The sequence below is a fragment of the Enterococcus sp. AZ109 genome (genome assembly GCF_051714625.1).
GTDB lineage: Bacteria > Bacillota > Bacilli > Lactobacillales > Enterococcaceae > Enterococcus_A.
Genome location: NZ_JBIOSF010000001.1, coordinates 3,201,556 through 3,218,519 on the forward strand (window position 1 = coordinate 3,201,556; position 16,964 = coordinate 3,218,519).

Annotated in this window: 12 protein-coding genes; 10 read left to right on the forward strand and 2 right to left on the reverse strand. The window is 39.4% G+C overall.

Annotated elements, in window-relative coordinates; genetic code table 11:
- Nucleotides 1-21 precede the first annotated feature (21 nt).
- The 9 genes from IGI42_RS15850 to ileS all read left to right on the forward strand — a co-directional run bounded on the left by IGI42_RS15850 (nucleotide 22) and on the right by ileS (nucleotide 10,031).
- On the forward strand, nucleotides 22-1,089 hold the full coding sequence (locus tag IGI42_RS15850) for a cell division protein FtsQ/DivIB (protein WP_438716838.1): 1,068 nt from the start codon (nucleotides 22-24) through the stop codon (nucleotides 1,087-1,089).
- 160 nt (nucleotides 1,090-1,249) lie between these two features.
- A complete protein-coding gene (ftsA, locus tag IGI42_RS15855) occupies nucleotides 1,250-2,569 on the forward strand; it encodes a cell division protein FtsA (protein WP_438716839.1) in 1,320 nt (439 codons plus the stop codon).
- Between the two features lie 21 nt (nucleotides 2,570-2,590).
- Complete coding sequence (ftsZ, locus tag IGI42_RS15860; RefSeq protein WP_438716840.1) at nucleotides 2,591-3,832, forward strand: cell division protein FtsZ; 1,242 nt, start codon at nucleotides 2,591-2,593, stop codon at nucleotides 3,830-3,832.
- A 14-nt stretch (nucleotides 3,833-3,846) separates the two neighbouring features.
- The gene (locus IGI42_RS15865; RefSeq protein WP_438716841.1) at nucleotides 3,847-4,524 is read left to right on the forward strand and encodes a YggS family pyridoxal phosphate-dependent enzyme; all 678 of its coding nucleotides are present in this window, start codon (nucleotides 3,847-3,849) and stop codon (nucleotides 4,522-4,524) included.
- A 10-nt stretch (nucleotides 4,525-4,534) separates the two neighbouring features.
- Nucleotides 4,535-5,182, forward strand: coding sequence for a cell division protein SepF (locus tag IGI42_RS15870; RefSeq protein ID WP_438716842.1), 648 nt, complete (start codon nucleotides 4,535-4,537; stop codon nucleotides 5,180-5,182).
- Nucleotides 5,183-5,195: 13 nt separating this feature from the next.
- Nucleotides 5,196-5,471 carry a YggT family protein gene (locus IGI42_RS15875; RefSeq protein WP_438716843.1) on the forward strand — a complete coding sequence of 92 codons (276 nt, stop codon included), beginning with the start codon at nucleotides 5,196-5,198 and terminating at the stop codon, nucleotides 5,469-5,471.
- 13 nt (nucleotides 5,472-5,484) lie between these two features.
- Nucleotides 5,485-6,267, forward strand: coding sequence for an RNA-binding protein (locus IGI42_RS15880; RefSeq protein ID WP_438716844.1), 783 nt, complete (start codon nucleotides 5,485-5,487; stop codon nucleotides 6,265-6,267).
- Nucleotides 6,268-6,285: 18 nt separating this feature from the next.
- Nucleotides 6,286-6,996 carry a DivIVA domain-containing protein gene (locus IGI42_RS15885; RefSeq protein ID WP_438716845.1) on the forward strand — a complete coding sequence of 237 codons (711 nt, stop codon included), beginning with the start codon at nucleotides 6,286-6,288 and terminating at the stop codon, nucleotides 6,994-6,996.
- A gap of 245 nt (nucleotides 6,997-7,241) precedes the next feature.
- Entirely contained in the window at nucleotides 7,242-10,031 is a 2,790-nt protein-coding gene (gene ileS, locus IGI42_RS15890; protein ID WP_438716846.1) for an isoleucine--tRNA ligase, read from the forward strand.
- A 46-nt stretch (nucleotides 10,032-10,077) separates the two neighbouring features.
- Here the strand turns inward: ileS and zwf are convergent, their stop codons facing one another.
- Complete coding sequence (zwf, locus tag IGI42_RS15895; RefSeq protein ID WP_438716847.1) at nucleotides 10,078-11,589, reverse strand: glucose-6-phosphate dehydrogenase; 1,512 nt, start codon at nucleotides 11,587-11,589, stop codon at nucleotides 10,078-10,080.
- Between the two features lie 15 nt (nucleotides 11,590-11,604).
- On the reverse strand, nucleotides 11,605-12,252 hold the full coding sequence (locus tag IGI42_RS15900; RefSeq protein ID WP_438716848.1) for a metal-dependent transcriptional regulator: 648 nt from the start codon (nucleotides 12,250-12,252) through the stop codon (nucleotides 11,605-11,607).
- 216 nt (nucleotides 12,253-12,468) lie between these two features.
- On the opposite strand from IGI42_RS15900, the gene gltB reads away from it, so the two are divergent.
- Nucleotides 12,469-16,962: a glutamate synthase large subunit gene (gene gltB, locus IGI42_RS15905; RefSeq protein ID WP_438716849.1), complete on the forward strand. Its 4,494-nt coding sequence runs from the start codon at nucleotides 12,469-12,471 to the stop codon at nucleotides 16,960-16,962.
- The last annotated feature ends 2 nt before the right edge of the window (nucleotides 16,963-16,964 follow it).

The window sequence follows — 16,964 nt, forward strand, 5'->3', positions numbered from 1 at the left end:
TGAAGCAGGAGGTGAATAAACTTGAGCGATCAAGATAAACCTAAACGTAGTGAAGAAACTAAAAAATTAACACCTTGGCAGCTAGCAAATCAGGAATATTTGAAGCAACACCCAAGGGAAACGGAAATACCTCCTGAGTCAAAACCAGATGAAGACTTGATCAGTGACGAAGAGATCCCTGAGAACACTGAAAATCAGTCTGAGAAGTTACAAGACAAAGAAGAAATCAAAGAAGAAATTCCTGAAAGAAAAATCAAAGGTCCAGTGAATGGATCTTTTTTGGAAAGACTTCCTAATATACGTCAGGAAAGAAACAAACGGTTATATCGACGTTCCACTATATTGATTACCATTTTTATCATTCCTGCTTTAATTTTATTATATTATGTTTCTCCACTTAGCCGCTTATCTGAGGTTACGATTGATGGAAACGAAGAGATCCCTTCTGAAGAGATTATTGAGAAACTAGACTTCTCTATTGGTTATAACTTGTGGTCTCAGTATATTCACCGTGAGGAATATGTGGCTCGTTTGAAAAAACAAGAACTACGGATTGAGGATGCTAGTGTGCACTTTGATGGCATTAATCGATTTGTAGTTAACGTGAAAGAGTATGAAGAAGTAGCTTATCTGGAGCATGATAATCAGTATTCACCCATATTAGCAAACGGAAGAGTTATTCCGACTAATATTGAAAAGGCACAAGGATCATTACCGATTTTAGAAGGGTTTACTGGACCAAAACGAATTTTAGCCGTATTAAAGCAATACAATAAATTATCTGAAGAAGTTCGTCAGGGTGTTTCGCAAATAAAATATGCACCGACCGAAGAAAATAAAAGTCTATTACAGATTTTTATGAATGACGGTAATCAAGTACTTGTGCCTATTCCAGAGATGGCACAAAAAATGAATTACTATCCACAAGTTGTTGAGGAAATGAATGCTCAAGAAATGAAAGGTATAGTCGATATGGAGGCTGGGATTTACAGCTACTCTTATCCCGAAGAGACCTCTTCAGATAACACTGAACAAAGCATAACGGAAAATACGACCGAAGAAACAAGTTCATCTTTGGAAATTGATTAAAAATATACGAAGAAAATACGTATTCGCCTTTTTAATTCCATGTAAAATGTGTTAAAATTGGTGGCAGTGAGTATATTTGAAAGAAATATATGACGTGCTTACTGAAAGCAGATAGTTTAATCTAGATAATGAAATTTTAAAGTAGGAGGGAATCCCTTTCATGGCAAAAGCAGGAATGTATGTAGGTCTTGATATTGGAACAACATCTGTAAAAGTTGTAGTTGCCGAGTATATCGATAGCCAAATGAATATAATTGGTGTTGGAAATGCAAAATCAGAAGGAATCAATCGTGGGATTATTGTAGACATTGACAAAACAGTTCACGCAATTCAACGAGCAGTAAAACAGGCCGAGGAAAAAGCAGGTATTCAAATTAAAAGCGTGAGTGTAGGATTGCCAGCCAACCTTCTGGAAGCTGAGCCGTGTCAAGGTATGATTGCTGTTAACAGTGATTCAAAAGAGATCACTGATGATGACGTCCGCAATGTTGCTTCTGCCGCAATGGTTCGTTCAATTCCTCCTGAAAGACAAATCGTTGCTTTACTACCTCAAGAATTTACTGTAGATGGATTTGATGGAATCAAAGATCCTCGAGGTATGATTGGCGTACGATTAGAAATGTTTGGTCTTGTCTTCACTGGTCCTAAAACAATCATTCATAATATTAAAAAGTGTGTGGAAACAGCAGGTTTAACAGTTGCTGAGACAGTTATCACACCTTTAGCATTAACAGAATCAATTCTCTCTGATGGAGAAAAAGATTTTGGTACAATCGTTATTGATATGGGTGGTGGACAAACAACCACAGCAGTAATGCATGATAAACAGTTGAAATTTACACATGTTGATCAAGAGGGTGGCGAGTATGTCACTAAAGATATTTCAATCGTATTAAACACTTCATTTAATAATGCTGAAGCGTTAAAAATCAATTATGGAGATGCATATCCAGCAAGAACGTCCGCTGAAGAAGAATTTCCAGTGGATGTCATTGGAAAGACTGAGCCAGTAAAGATTGATGAACGTTATCTAGCTGAGATTATTGAAGCTCGTTTAGAACAGATTTTCCGCAAAGCTAAAAGTGCTTTGGATGAAATTGAAGCGTTAGACTTACCAGGAGGTATTGTTCTATCCGGTGGAGCTGCTAGTATCCCTGGTGTAGTAGAACTAGCTGAGGATATTTTTGGCACAAACGTGAAACTACACGTGCCAAATCAAATGGGTCTGCGAAATCCTGTATTTACTAACGTGATAAGTATAGTTAATTATTCAGCTGAACTGAATGATGTTTATCATTTAGCTAAATCAGCAGTGACGGGTGAGAAAGTTTCGCTTTCACCGCAGGTCTCAGCTGTATCCACTACGCCAGTTTATGATGACTACAATGCAGTAGAAGAGTACGAAGAAGAAACAAAACCAAAAAATGATGAAAAAGTAACTGGGAAGATCAAAGACTTCTTCTCTAATATTTTTGACTAATTCACACAGGAGGAATACAACATGGAATTCTCAATAGATAACAATATTAATGAAGGAGCAGTTATAAAAGTTATCGGTGTCGGTGGCGGTGGCGGCAACGCAATTAACCGAATGATCGAAGAAAACGTTAAAGGCGTTGAGTTCATTACCGCAAATACTGATGTACAGGCGTTAAGAAATTCAAAAGCTGAAACTGTTATTCAATTAGGTCCAAAATATACACGGGGGCTAGGTGCTGGATCACAACCAGAAGTGGGGCAGAAATCTGCTGAAGAAAGTGAGCAAGCAATCCAAGAAGCATTGCAAGGAGCTGACATGGTATTTATTACCGCTGGAATGGGTGGCGGAACTGGAACAGGAGCCGCTCCTATCGTTGCTAAAATCGCAAAAGATTTAGGAGCATTAACCGTTGGAGTTGTGACGCGGCCGTTTAGCTTTGAAGGACCGAAACGCGGCCGCTTTGCTGCAGAGGGCATTGCGTTATTAAAAGAGAACGTAGATACACTACTAATTATTTCTAACAACCGCTTACTGGAAGTTGTCGATAAAAAGACACCAATGCTTGAAGCATTCCGTGAAGCTGACAATGTTCTTCGCCAAGGAGTTCAAGGTATTTCTGATTTGATAACTGCTCCAGGTTACGTTAACTTAGATTTCGCTGATGTAAAAACCGTAATGGCGGATCAAGGTACTGCTTTGATGGGCATCGGTGTTGCTAGTGGTGAAGAACGTGTGGTTGAAGCTACTAAGAAAGCTATCTCTTCTCCATTGTTAGAAACATCTATTGATGGTGCTGAACAAGTGTTGTTAAACATTACTGGTGGTTTGGATATGACCTTATTTGAAGCACAAGATGCATCAGATATTGTCGCTAATGCTGCTACAGGCGATGTGAATATCATTCTAGGTACTTCAATTAATGAAGAAATGGGCGATGAAATTCGAGTAACGGTAATCGCTACAGGGATTGATCCAACAAAAAAGGAACGTAAGACTAGCCGAAGTTCTCAACAACGACCTAGTCAAGTTCAATCAGTACCACAAAAACCAAATTTAGATATTGAACCTGCAAGAAATAATGAAACACAATCAGCGTTTGGTGAATGGGACATTCGTAAAGAAGACAATGTTCGACCAAAAGTAGACGAAACTCAATTTGAAAATATTGAAAAGAAAGAATTCGACACTTTCACTCGCGAAGAAGTAAAACCAGAAAAAGACGAAGAACTTGATACACCACCATTCTTTCGCCGTAGAAAATAAAAGGGGGAGAGCACATGATCGCTGATAACTTGCATACTGTTAAGCAAGAGATTCAGGAGTCGTGTGCTCTTGTTTCACGTAATCCAAAGGATGTTACATTGATTGCGGTAACAAAGAGTGTCGACTCATTAACTGCTGAAGAACTTGTAAAACTCGGAATTACCAATTTGGCAGAAAATCGAGTGGATAAACTTCTTGAGAAAAAAGAAAGTTTGAGTCAATATTCCAATATTTCTTGGCATTTGATTGGTAATTTGCAGCGGCGCAAGGTAAAATCTATTATTAATCATATTGATTATTTCCATGCGTTAGATAGTCTGCGTCTAGCGCAAGAAATACAAAAACGAGCATCACATAAGGTTAATTGTTTCATTGAAATCAACATCTCAGGTGAAGAATCAAAGCATGGCATAACCCCTGATGAATTACTATCATTTGTTCATGAATTAGCAGATTTATCCAATGTGCATGTAGTTGGATTAATGACGATGGCACCATATGATGCAGATGATGAAAGCATTCGAAGTATTTTCGCCACATTGAAGAAATTACAGGAAAAGATTTGTTCCTTAAAACTGAAATATGCTCCTTGCACAGAACTAAGTATGGGGATGAGCCAGGATTTTCCACTGGCAATTATAGAAGGTGCAACCTATATTCGAGTGGGAACTGCATTATTTAAGAAAGGATAGGACAGAATCAATGGCTATTAATCTTGCAAGAATCAGCGATTTTTTCGGTTTAGCTGATGAAGAAGAAATATATGAAGAACCAATAATTCAGCGGCAGCCGATCGCTAAACAACCAAAAAGAGAGAAACGGGCGAAAAAACAACCGATGGTGAATAGCACGAAACAGCAAATAAGAAAAGAACCAGTCAAACGAATTGTAAAAAGTGAACCTGCTCCGGTCAGTCAAACCATGCAAGCACGACAACCTGAAAAAGTAACAATAAAAAAATCTGCGGTTGCCCCGTCTATCATAAAGACTGACAACGTAGTGAGTATGCCGAAGAACGAAGCAATGAAAAAGCGAACCGCCTCACAGACAACAACGGCTACTAAGACACGTAGTCGCATTTCAGTCGTGGAGCCTAAAGCTTATAATGAGGCAATGGTTATCGCCAAACGTATTGCGCAAGGGGAAGCGGTATTTATTAACTTTCACTCTATAGATGAAGGCCGTGCTAGAAGAATAGTCGATTTTTTAACTGGTACAGTGTACATGATCGATGGAGATATTAAACGTGTCGGAAATGAAATGTTTCTGTGTACTCCTACGAATATGGAAGTAGATAATTCTGCTTTAGAATCAATAGGAGATCAGGATATTTTCGGCTTGGAATTATAAAGGAGACAACTAATTGATAGTATTACTAAGATTATTAACCCTAGTTAATCGGTTGGCAGAGCTTTATTCAGTATTACTGGTTGTGTACGCTCTATTATCATGGTTTCCTGGTGCGTATCAATCAGCTTTAGGAAAGTTTCTAGGAAGGATATGTGAACCATTTTTAGATCTATTTCGCCGTTTACCATTACAATTTGGTGGTATTGATTTCTCAGTAATGGCTGCAATCATTGCATTAAATTTTATTATGCGCATTCTTAATCAATTAATTTTAAGCATGATTTATTAGAGGGGGTGAGGGGATGAATGAGAATGTCTATCAGCATTTTCGACCTGAAGAACGCCCGTTTATAGACGCAGTAAGTGATTGGCTGGAGCAAGTTGAAAGCCAATATGCGCCGTACTTAACGAACTTTTTAGATCCGAGACAAGCGTATATTCTCGAGGTATTGACCCGTGAAAACAGTGATTTAAAATTTATGTTTTTTGGCGGTTATGAACAAGCTGAGCGTTGCCGTTGTATGATTTATCCGGAGTACTATGAACCAACTAAAGATGATTTTGAAATCATTATGATTGAAATAAAGTATCCGCAAAAATTTACTGAACTTTCTCATGGAAAAGTTTTAGGTACATTGATGAGTGCAGGCATGAAGCGTGATTACTTTGGGGATATAATCTCTGATGGCGAGCGATGGCAAGTTTTCTTAGCTCGGGAAACATCAAATTATATTGAATCGCAAATCACAAAAGTTGGTCGTGTCACTGTTCATTTAGAGGAGAAGTCATATACTGAGATCATCGTACCAAAAGACAGTTGGGCTGAAGAAAGTACAACAGTTTCTTCATTAAGACTTGATGTGATAATCTCTACCGTATATAATATTTCCAGACAGCGATCAAAGCAATTAGTAGAAACTGGAAAAGCCAAAGTAAATTGGAGTGTAAATGAACGCTCTGATTACTTATTAGATTTACTAGATGTTGTATCTATTCGTGGTTTTGGGCGAATCCAGATTCGAGCAATTGAAGGGAAAACAAAAAAAGAAAAAATTCGTTTGCGCTTAGGTGTTTTACGAAAATAAACTGATGAGGTGACATGAATGGCTTTAACTCCACTAGATATTCAAAATAAAAGTTTCTCGACGAAGATGCGTGGTTATAATCAAGATGAGGTTGATGACTTTTTAGATATGATCGTCCGTGATTATGAGGATAGTATCGCAAAAAATCGTGAACTTGATAAGGCTTTAAAACATGCTGAAGAAAAATTAGAGTATTTTAACGAATTGAAAGAAGCTTTGAACCAATCAATCGTTGTAGCTCAAGATACAGCAGACAAAGTGAAATCATCTGCAAGCAAAGAATCTGAAGTGATTGTGACTTCGGCTCAAAACAGAGCAGACGAACTAATTACAAATGCTGAAAAGAAAGCACACTTACTAACATCGACTGCTGAAGAAAGAGCAAGAGAAATTTTGAGTGATGCGACAAGTCAAGCACGTGAATTAGCGGCTGAAACAAATGATTTGAAGAAGAAAACACGGACCTTCCATCAGCAGTTATTACTGTTGTTAGAAACACAATTAGATCAAGCTAAAAGCGGTAATTGGGAAGAAATTTTAAAACCAATGACTGCTTATGTGAGTGAAAGTAATGATATTATCAAAGAAGTCATGGCTGAAGAGCTTGACAAAGATTCGGATTTTGCAGTAAACTCAGTTGAACCTGTAGGCAGTAAAACCCACGATGACATGGGACTAACAATTGATATACCTGAGCTAATCAAAACAGATCAAACAGACAAAAACTAGAACAGAAAAGCTGATTAGATTCTTATAGCGAGTCACTGACGGTGGAAGTGTGACAGACCCTCTAATGAGACAGATCCTCTAGTTCTTTTGCAAGCGAATGCTAAAAGTAGCTTGCGACGACTCATCTCGTTACCGATGAAGAGGAAATCAAGATGATTTCAAATCTGGGTGGTACCACGACAAGTTCGTCCCTTTGCGGGATGCACTTGTCGTTTTTTTTATTTAGGAAAGGAAGTCGAAGTATATTGAAGATGAAAGAAACGCTGCTATTAGGAAAAACGGCTTTCCCCATGCGCGGTAATTTACCAAATCGTGAAGGTCAATGGGAGAAAGATTGGGAAGAAGATAAAGTTTATGAGAAGCGCCAACAATTAAATGAAGGGAAACCAACCTTTGTTTTACATGATGGTCCTCCATACGCCAATGGAAACATTCATATTGGTCATGCGCTAAATAAAATCAGTAAAGACATTATTATTCGTTCAAAATCAATGTCAGGGTTTCGTTCACCTTATGTCCCAGGCTGGGATACGCATGGTTTACCAATAGAACAAGTTTTAACTAATAAAGGAATCAAACGCAAAGAAATGACAATGGCGGAATACCGCCAAAAATGTTATGAATATGCATTAACCCAAGTTGATACTCAACGTGAAGATTTCAAACGCTTAGGTGTAGCGGGTGATTGGGAACATCCTTATATCACTTTAACACCGGATTATGAAGCTGCAGAGATTCGGGTATTCGGAAAAATGGCTGAAAAGGGATATATCTATAAAGGATTGAAACCAATCTACTGGTCACCATCAAGTGAATCTTCTTTAGCTGAAGCTGAAATTGAATATAAAGATGTAAAATCTGCTTCAATTTATGTCGCATTCACAGTAAAGGATGGCAAGGGATTACTTGATACAGATACATCATTCATTATTTGGACTACTACGCCTTGGACATTACCTGCTAACCAAGGCATTGCTGCTAATCCAAGTTATGTCTATGCTTTATTAGAAGCAGACGGGAAAAAATATGTGGTTGCTAAAGACTTGATTGAGACCGTTCAAAAAGAGATCGGCTGGATAGAAGTCAAGGTATTAAAAGAGCTTAAGGGTACTGAGTTAGAATACATGACTGCAACACATCCATTCTATGATCGTGAGTCATTAGTGATTTTAGGTGACCATGTTACGTTGGACGCAGGTACTGGCTTGGTTCATACTGCTCCAGGACACGGGGAAGATGACTACTTTGCGGGTAAAAAATATGGCTTAGAAGTATTATCTCCTGTTGACGATCGTGGTGTATTTACAGATGAAGCACCTGGATTTGAAGGTATCTTTTATGATAAAGCGAACCCAATGATTACTGATATGTTGAAGGAAAATGGGAAACTATTAAAATTAGATTTCTTTACTCACAGCTATCCTCATGACTGGCGTTCGAAAAAACCAGTTATTTATCGTGCAACTCCACAATGGTTTGCTTCTATTGATAAGTTCCGTCAAAATATCTTAGACGAAATTGAGAAGGTAGACTGGATCATTCCTTGGGGTAAAACACGTTTATACAATATGATTCGTGACCGTGGAGATTGGGTAATTTCTCGTCAACGTGCTTGGGGAGTTCCATTGCCGATTTTTTATGCTGAAAATGGTGAATCAATTATTACACCAGAAACAATTGAACATGTAGCGAATTTATTCGCTGAACATGGATCAAATGTCTGGTTTGAAAGAGAAGCTAAGAATTTGTTGCCAGAAGGATTTACTCATCCAGGTTCTCCAAATGGTGAATTTACCAAAGAAAATGATATCATGGATGTGTGGTTTGACTCGGGTTCTTCTCACGAGGCGGTATTACGTCAACGGCCAGAATTGACTTTCCCAGCTGACATGTACTTGGAAGGTTCTGACCAATATCGTGGCTGGTTTAACTCAAGTATTACAACTAGTGTGGCGATTAATGGTGTTGCTCCTTACAAATCAGTGTTATCACAAGGCTTTGCTTTGGATGGTGATGGACGTAAAATGTCTAAATCATTAGGCAATACGATTGTACCGGATAAAGTAATCAAGCAAATGGGTGCTGACATCTTAAGACTCTGGGTAAGTAGTGTCGATTATGAATCAGATGTACGTGTATCAATGGATATTCTAAACCAGATTTCTGAGGTTTATCGTAAAATTCGTAATACTATGCGTTTCTTGTTGGCAAATACGACTGATTTTAATCCTGAATCAGACACTGTTAGCTATGGTAATTTACGTTCTGTGGATAAATATATGCTGATTCGTTTGAATCAAGTCATTCAAAGTGTTAGAGAGGAAGGTTACGATAAATATAATTTCGTTCACATCCATAAAACAATCGTTAACTTCTTAACAACTGACTTGTCAGCATTTTATTTGGATTTTGCCAAAGATGTTGTATATATTCAAGCAGAAGATGCGTATGAACGTCGTTGTATGCAGACTGTTTTTTATCAAGCAGCGGTTGCGCTGACAAAATTATTAACACCGATCTTGCCGCATACTGCTGAAGAAATCTGGTCATTCTTGAAAGAAGAAGAGGAGTATGTTCAGTTAGCTGATTTACCAAGCTATCAAGAATTCTCGAATCAAGCAGAATTACTAGATACTTGGAAAGCTTTCTTAGATTTCCGCGATAAAGTATTAAAAGCTTTAGAGGCTGCTCGGAATGAAAAGATCATCGGACGTTCTTTGGAAGCTAAATTGACAGTTTATCCAAATGAGCAAGTGAAAACTTTATTGACAGCGGTGGATGCTAACTTGCCACAGTTATTAATTGTTTCACCTGATTCCTTTAGTATTTCTAATGAACAAGCACCTGACAATGCCATGAAATTCGACGATGTAGCTTTGTTAGTGGAAAAAGCGGAAGGTGAAGTATGTGATCGTTGTCGTCAAGTTCGGACAACAGTCGGACACGATGAAAAACTTCCAACGCTTTGTGCTTCTTGTGCGGAGATTGTTGAAGAAAACTATCCAGAAGCAGTAGCTGAAGGCTTCGAAAACTAGAAAAAAGACAAGAAGATCGATTATTCGGTCCTCTTGTCTTTTTATTTTAGTCTAATTTTCCTCGCTCACGGTACCAATTGTCGGGTGTCCAAATCCAGTCATGACCATTTTTATTAAGCAAATCAAAGGATGCTTTTGGCCCCATTGTTCCAGCGGCGTAATTGGGAAAGTCGGGTGTGATTTGATCCCAAGTTTTTTTGATGCAATCAACGATCTCCCAAGAGTTGGCAACCTCATCCCAGTGCGAGAAGTTTGTACCATCACCACGTAAGGCATCCAACAATAATTTTTCATACGCTTCAGGGCTGTTTTCCGTCACTTCAGCTGATTGACGGAAATCCAATTTTACTGGCTCGGGGTTAAAGCCTTGACCAATTTGTTTACCGTTTAAGGTTAACGAGAAGCCTTCAGTTGGTTGAATGTAAATAGTTAGTACATTATGTGATAGCTCAGGTGAAACATCTTCATTATCAAAGTGAAAAACATTGACCGGCACTTGCTTGAAAACAATATTAATCCGTGTTCCTTTTTCAGTCATTCGTTTTCCGGTTCGAATATAAAAGGGAACGCCAGACCAACGGAAGTTATCAATTAAAAACTTTCCAGCAACGAAGGTTTCAGTTGCTGAGTCTTCAGCCACATTTGGTTCCTTTCGATAAGGAATAAATTCGGTGGTATCTAACTTGCCGGCGTCATATTGTCCTCGCACAAAATTCTCTGTAACTTCCTCAGTCGTATAGCGACGAATCGCTTTTAATGCTTTAACTTTTTCTAGGCGAATGGATTCATCTGAAAATGATACAGGGACTTCCATTGCTAATAAAGAAACAACTTGCAAGATATGATTTTGCACCATGTCTTTTAAAGCCCCGCTATTTTCATAATAGCCGCCACGATCTTCTACACCTAAACTTTCAGAAAAAGTAATTTGAATGTTATCAATGTAGCGATTATTCCACATAGATTCAAAAATGTTGTTTGCAAAACGTACCACCGCAATGTTTTGGATCATTTCTTTTCCTAAGTAGTGGTCGATTCGAAAGATGTCTTTTTCAGGAAATACAGCACGAATTTGACGATTTAATTCGTTGGCTGAATCATAATCGAAGCCGAATGGTTTTTCAATGACTAATCGGTTGAAACCTTCTTCAGTCAAAATTCCTTGAGATTGTAAATGTTGTACAATAGTACCAAAAAATTGTGGTGCCATCGCTAAGTAATAAACGCGATTATTGGCTAATTGATATTGTTCGTCTAGTCTTTCAGTTAGTTCCCGAAGCTCATCATAATGATTAGTATCATTTACGTTATGTGATAGATAATAGAAGTGACTCGAAAATTCCTCTGCTTCTGCAGGGGAGGGGTGCAAGTCTTTAATTGTTTCTTGCACAATTTCCCGGTAATGCTCATCGCTCCAAGGTCTGCGAGCAGTACCGATAACGGCAAAATGATCCTTCAAATTACCTTTTCTATATAAGCGAAATAGGGAAGGATAAAGCTTTCTTTTAGCTAAATCTCCTGTTCCGCCAAAAATCGTAAATAATGCTGATTGATTCATGTATTTCCACTCTCCTTATAGTTGATCAACAAAAATAGTGCTGGCAGCTTTGTAGCTGATACTGACTTGTTTTTGATCGTTGGTTAAAGTAACCGGCCCTTCATAAGCTGCAACATCTGAGATAGTAAATTCTTCATGGATGTTTACATTAAGATTCACAAGGTAATCAAGTAAATCTTTTTCGTCTAGAACGCGTGCAATTCTAATTTTAGCACCTGTTGCATAATCAGCTAAGGTCTGACGTTCTTTCTCATGAATAACTTGTCCATCTTGAGGAATCATTCCGCCATGTGGACAATATCTTGGGTGCTCCAGATACATATCAAGTCTTTTTTCCAGCTGAGAAGACGTAACGTGTTCTAACACTTCAGCGTCATCATGTACTTCATTCCAAGAATAGCCCAGGTGGTTGACTAGAAATACTTCCCATAGTCGATGTTTCCTAACAAGAGTACTTGCCTTTTCTAAACCTGATGAAGTTAATTGTACTCCTTGGTAGGGAGAATGGCTAACTAAACCCTCTTTTACTAATTTCGATATCATCTCGCTAACAGAGGCGCCGGAGATTGATAGTCCAGAAACAATTTGCTTGTTGCTGACCTTTTGTTTGTCGCCGCCTAGTTCTAATATCAATTTCAAATAATCTTCGCGATTCGGTGTCATAATGGGTCATCCTTTCAAGACTTGCACATATCAGGATAAGTTTATCAAATAATCTCTTTTTTTACCATTTGATTTAACTGCTATGTTTAGGGATTATTAAGGTTGACTGGCAGAAAGAAAAAAAATTTCTAAGAAGTATTGCTTAACTCGAGTAAACAAGGTAATATATTAAAAATAAATGAGAATTGTCAAATTATTTAAAGGATTGGTGCCAATATGTCGAATAAGACGCTATCTGGAGTCCCAACCATGTACAACCCTTCTTTCGAGAAGGACGCATGTGGTATGGGCTTTATTGCTCAAATGCATGGAAATGCATCAAGGGAATTAGTTGTACATGCATTAACAATGCTAGAAAGAATGAATCATCGAGGTGGAACTGGAGCAGAACCGGATACTGGGGATGGTGCCGGAATCTTAATCACTGTACCGGATCGTTTTTTCCGTCGTGAAGCGGAGAAAGAAGCGATTACGTTGCCTGCTAAAGGTGACTATGCAGTGGGGATGTTCTTTTTGCCTGCAGAAGAGAAGCAAAAGCTAGGACTCATGCAAGCAATCATACATGACATGGAAACTGCAGGTTATCCTGTAATCTGGCATCGTGATGTTCCATTCCAATTTGAAAATTGTGGGCCAGGTGCTCAAAGAGTCATGCCAAGTTTTGTCCAATTATTTGTTAAAAAACCAATGGATGTTAAAGCAGGTCGGATGTTTGAAGATCATTTGTATCGGTTGCGCAGAAGACTAGAAAAGACTTATCATTCTGATGAAATGTCGCTATGTAGCTTGTCAGCTAAAACAATTGTTTACAAAGGGATGCTACATGCTTATCAAGTAGGAGTCTTTTATGAGGATTTGCAAGATCCTGAATTTGAGGCAAGTATCGCAGTTGTCCATTCACGCTTTTCCACTAATACATTTCCTAGCTGGGATCGAGCACAGCCTTTCCGCTTTTTAGCTCACAATGGTGAAATTAACACCTTGCGTGGTGCCGAAAACTGGATGAAGAGTCATGGCGTCGAAGTTTACAATGAGGAAGATTCTGACTCTGCCAAATTAGAAAATTGTATGGAGTATTTATATCGCAATGGTCGCGATATTCCGCAAGCCTTAATGATGATGGTTCCTGAAGCTTGGTCTGAAGAAGCCGGCTTAGGTGAAGAAATGACTGCCTTTAGCGAATACAATGCTAGCTTTATGGCACCATGGGATGGACCAGCTGCATTATGTTTCACTGATGGTGATACAGTGGGCGCTGCTCTTGACCGAAATGGATTACGTCCATCACGTTATTCAATTACTAAAGATGGACTAGTACAAGTTGCGTCTGAATCAGGTGTCGTTGACTTCGAATCATCAAACATCATTGAAAAAGGGGTCTTAGGGCCTGCTAACATGATCTTAGTAGATACAACTAAAGGGCGTTTTTATCGCAATGAAGAAATCAAAGGAAAATACGCCAAAAGTCATCCATACCAAAAATGGTTGGAAAAAAACCGTTTGGAAATTGATCAATTAACAACCGATGCGCCAATTGAAACAAAAATGACTGAAGCTGAATTGAAACAAATGTGGCGTTTGAACGGCTATACGGATGAAATTATCCGTGGAGCGATCCTACCAATGGCTGAAAACGGTGAAGAACCAGTTATTTCAATGGGCTTTGATGCACCTTTAGCTGTTTTAAGCGAAAAACCGCAATCATTGTTCACGTATTTCAAACAACAATTTGCACAAGTTACTAACCCGCCGATTGATGCAATCCGCGAGCAGTTAGTTATCGGAACAGAAATGTTCTTAGGTCGCGATGGGGACATTAGTAAAGATGTTGCTGTCAATTGTCAGAAGTTAAAAATTGAAAGTCCCGTTTTGAATACAGAAGACTTTCAGAAAATTGTTTCACTGAATGCGAAAGGCCAAAAAACAGTCATTGTTTCTACTCTTTACAATGTATGTGAAACAACGAACCGTTTAGAAGATGCGTTAGAACAAATGTTTAAACATGCAGAAGCTGCAGTTGATAAAGGTGCAACGATTATCGTGCTAAGTGACCGCAATCCAGAGCAATCAAAAATGGCGATGCCGATTCTTTTGGCGGTTTCTGGCCTGCATAATTATTTAGTTCGTAAAGGAAAGGCTTCACTAGCTAGTATTGTTGTTGATTCTGCCGAAGTATGCGAAGTTCATCATTTTGCTACGTTGATTGGTTATGGTGCTAGTGGAATTCATCCATACGGAGCTTATGCGACGCTGCAAGATTTCTCAGTTGAAAATGGCTTTGAAAAATATCGGAAAGCCGCTGAAAAAGGTATCGTAAAAGTAATGTCTCGTATGGGGATTTCAACAATTGCTGGCTATCACGGTGCACAACTATTTGAAGTTGTTGGGATTAGTCAGAAAGTTACCGACCAATACTTTACAGGCACAGTCAGCCGAATTGGCGGATTGTCACTTGCTCAAATTGAAGAAGAATACTTGCATCGCCATACATTAGCCTATGGCTCTAAAAGTAATGATTTCTTAGGGTCAGGCGGAAGCTTCCAGTTTAAAGCAGAAGGCGAGCATCACTTATACAATCCGAAAACAATTTATAACTTCCAGCAAGCTGTACGTGCCGGCGACTACGAGTTGTACAAACGTTATGCGACTGAAATGAATGAAGAAGCTGATAAAGCACCAACTACTTTGCGTTCTATGTGGGAATTTGCCAGCAAACGACATCCAGTGAAGCTGTCTGAAGTTGAACCAGCTTCCAGCATTGTGAAACGATTCAAAGTGGGCGCTATGTCTTATGGTTCATTAAGTGAAGAAGCCCATCAATGTATTGCTGAAGCAATGAATGCCATTGGTGCAAAATCCAACAGTGGTGAAGGCGGCGAAAACCGTAAACGATTCAAGCCGCAAGCGGATGGTAAAAACTACAATAGTAAAATCAAACAGGTAGCTTCCGGCCGTTTCGGTGTGAATGCTGAATACTTGATGAGCGCTGAAGAGCTGCAAATCAAGATGGCACAAGGAGCAAAACCTGGTGAAGGTGGACAACTTCCAGGAAACAAGGTATTCCCTTGGGTTGCCGAAATTCGTGGATCTACACCTGGTGTGCGATTAATCTCGCCACCACCTCACCATGACATATACTCAATTGAGGATTTAGCTCAATTAATTTATGATTTAAAAACGATCAACCCATACGCTAAAATCAATGTAAAATTGGTTTCTAGTACAGGCGTAGGTACAATTGCAACCGGGGTAGTAAAGGCCGGAGCGGATGTTGTCGTTATCTCTGGTTACGATGGCGGTACAGGAGCTTCTCCACGGAACTCTGTCCGAGATGCTGGTTTGCCATGGGAAATGGGCTTAGCAGAAGCTCATCAAACATTAGCAATGAATAACCTACGTCAGCGAATGATTCTAGAAACTGATGGGAAACTAATGACCGGTCGCGATGTTGCTATGGCGACATTGCTAGGTGCAGAAGAATACAGCTTTGCTTCTTTAGCATTGGTAGCAATTGGCTGTGTTATGATGCGGGTTTGCAGCTTGAACACTTGTCCGGTAGGTGTAGCGACTCAAAATCCGGCACTGCGTAAATTCTTTGTCGGTAAGCCTGAACATATTATCAACACAATGATGTTTATTGCGGAAGACTTACGAGAAATTATGGCGGAATTAGGTTTTAGAAGTATTGATGAAATGGTTGGTCATACGGAAGTTCTTCAACCGCGCTTTGTGGCAAAAGGCAAGGCAAAATCGCTTGATTTTAGCCGGATTCTATCAACTAGCGTGGGTATCGAACGTAAAGTCGAAGATCCTTTCACAGACAAGCGTCAATGGAAAGAACTAGATCACTTTGCTGAAAATGCCATTGAAAATGGCGAAATTGTTCGCATCGAACAACCGATTAACAACGTAAACCGCTCTGTCGGTGCACGAATGGGTGGTTGGATCGCTGAACGTTTCGGTAATTACGAATTAACTCCAGGTCAGTTGAAATATACGTATCGCGGAATCGCCGGTCAAAGCTTCGGTGCTTTTACCACACAAGGTATGGAATTAAAACTGATTGGTGAAGCCAATGACTATGTGGCTAAAGGTTTGAGTGGCGGACGATTGATCATTGTTCCACCTGAAGACGCCGCTTATGATGTCGAACACTCGCCAATCGTGGGGAATGTGGCATGCTTTGGTGCCAATCGAGGCGAAGCCTTCTTCCGTGGTCGTGCTGGAGAACGCTTCTGTGTTCGTAACAGCGGCGCACAAGTAGTTGTTGAAGGTGTTGGCGATCACGGCTGTGAGTATATGACTGGTGGTATTGCCGTTATTCTTGGTTCAACCGGTCGTAACTTCGCTGCAGGTATGTCTGGTGGGGTAGCTTACGTCTATGATCCGGAAGACAAACTAGCAGGAAATTGTAATATGGAAATGGTCGAACTTTTCAAACTAGATGAAACGGGTGACGATTCTGCTTTGAAAGAGCTGCTTGAAAAACACTTAGTCTTTACAGACTCGAAAAAGGCTGAGAAGTTGCTGGAAAATTGGGAAGAAGAAAAACAACATTTTGTTAAGGTATATCCGAGCGAATACCACGAAATGATTCGTGTAACAGAAGAATTAGCGAAAACAGGACTAGCTGGGGATGCTCTCGTTGAAGAAGCCTTCAACAAAGTAGTCGGCGTCCAAACCGTACCTGTTGGAAAGGGGCGTGGCTAAAC

Coding starts and splice junctions, on each gene's coding strand:
- gltB (WP_438716849.1), top strand. CDS start 12,469: ATGTCGAATAAGACGCTATCTGGAGTCCCAACCATGTACAACCCTTCT.
- ftsZ (WP_438716840.1), top strand. CDS start 2,591: ATGGAATTCTCAATAGATAACAATATTAATGAAGGAGCAGTTATAAAA.
- IGI42_RS15900 (WP_438716848.1), bottom strand. CDS start 12,252: ATGACACCGAATCGCGAAGATTATTTGAAATTGATATTAGAACTAGGC.
- IGI42_RS15885 (WP_438716845.1), top strand. CDS start 6,286: ATGGCTTTAACTCCACTAGATATTCAAAATAAAAGTTTCTCGACGAAG.
- zwf (WP_438716847.1), bottom strand. CDS start 11,589: ATGAATCAATCAGCATTATTTACGATTTTTGGCGGAACAGGAGATTTA.
- ftsA (WP_438716839.1), top strand. CDS start 1,250: ATGGCAAAAGCAGGAATGTATGTAGGTCTTGATATTGGAACAACATCT.
- IGI42_RS15880 (WP_438716844.1), top strand. CDS start 5,485: ATGAATGAGAATGTCTATCAGCATTTTCGACCTGAAGAACGCCCGTTT.
- IGI42_RS15865 (WP_438716841.1), top strand. CDS start 3,847: ATGATCGCTGATAACTTGCATACTGTTAAGCAAGAGATTCAGGAGTCG.
- IGI42_RS15870 (WP_438716842.1), top strand. CDS start 4,535: ATGGCTATTAATCTTGCAAGAATCAGCGATTTTTTCGGTTTAGCTGAT.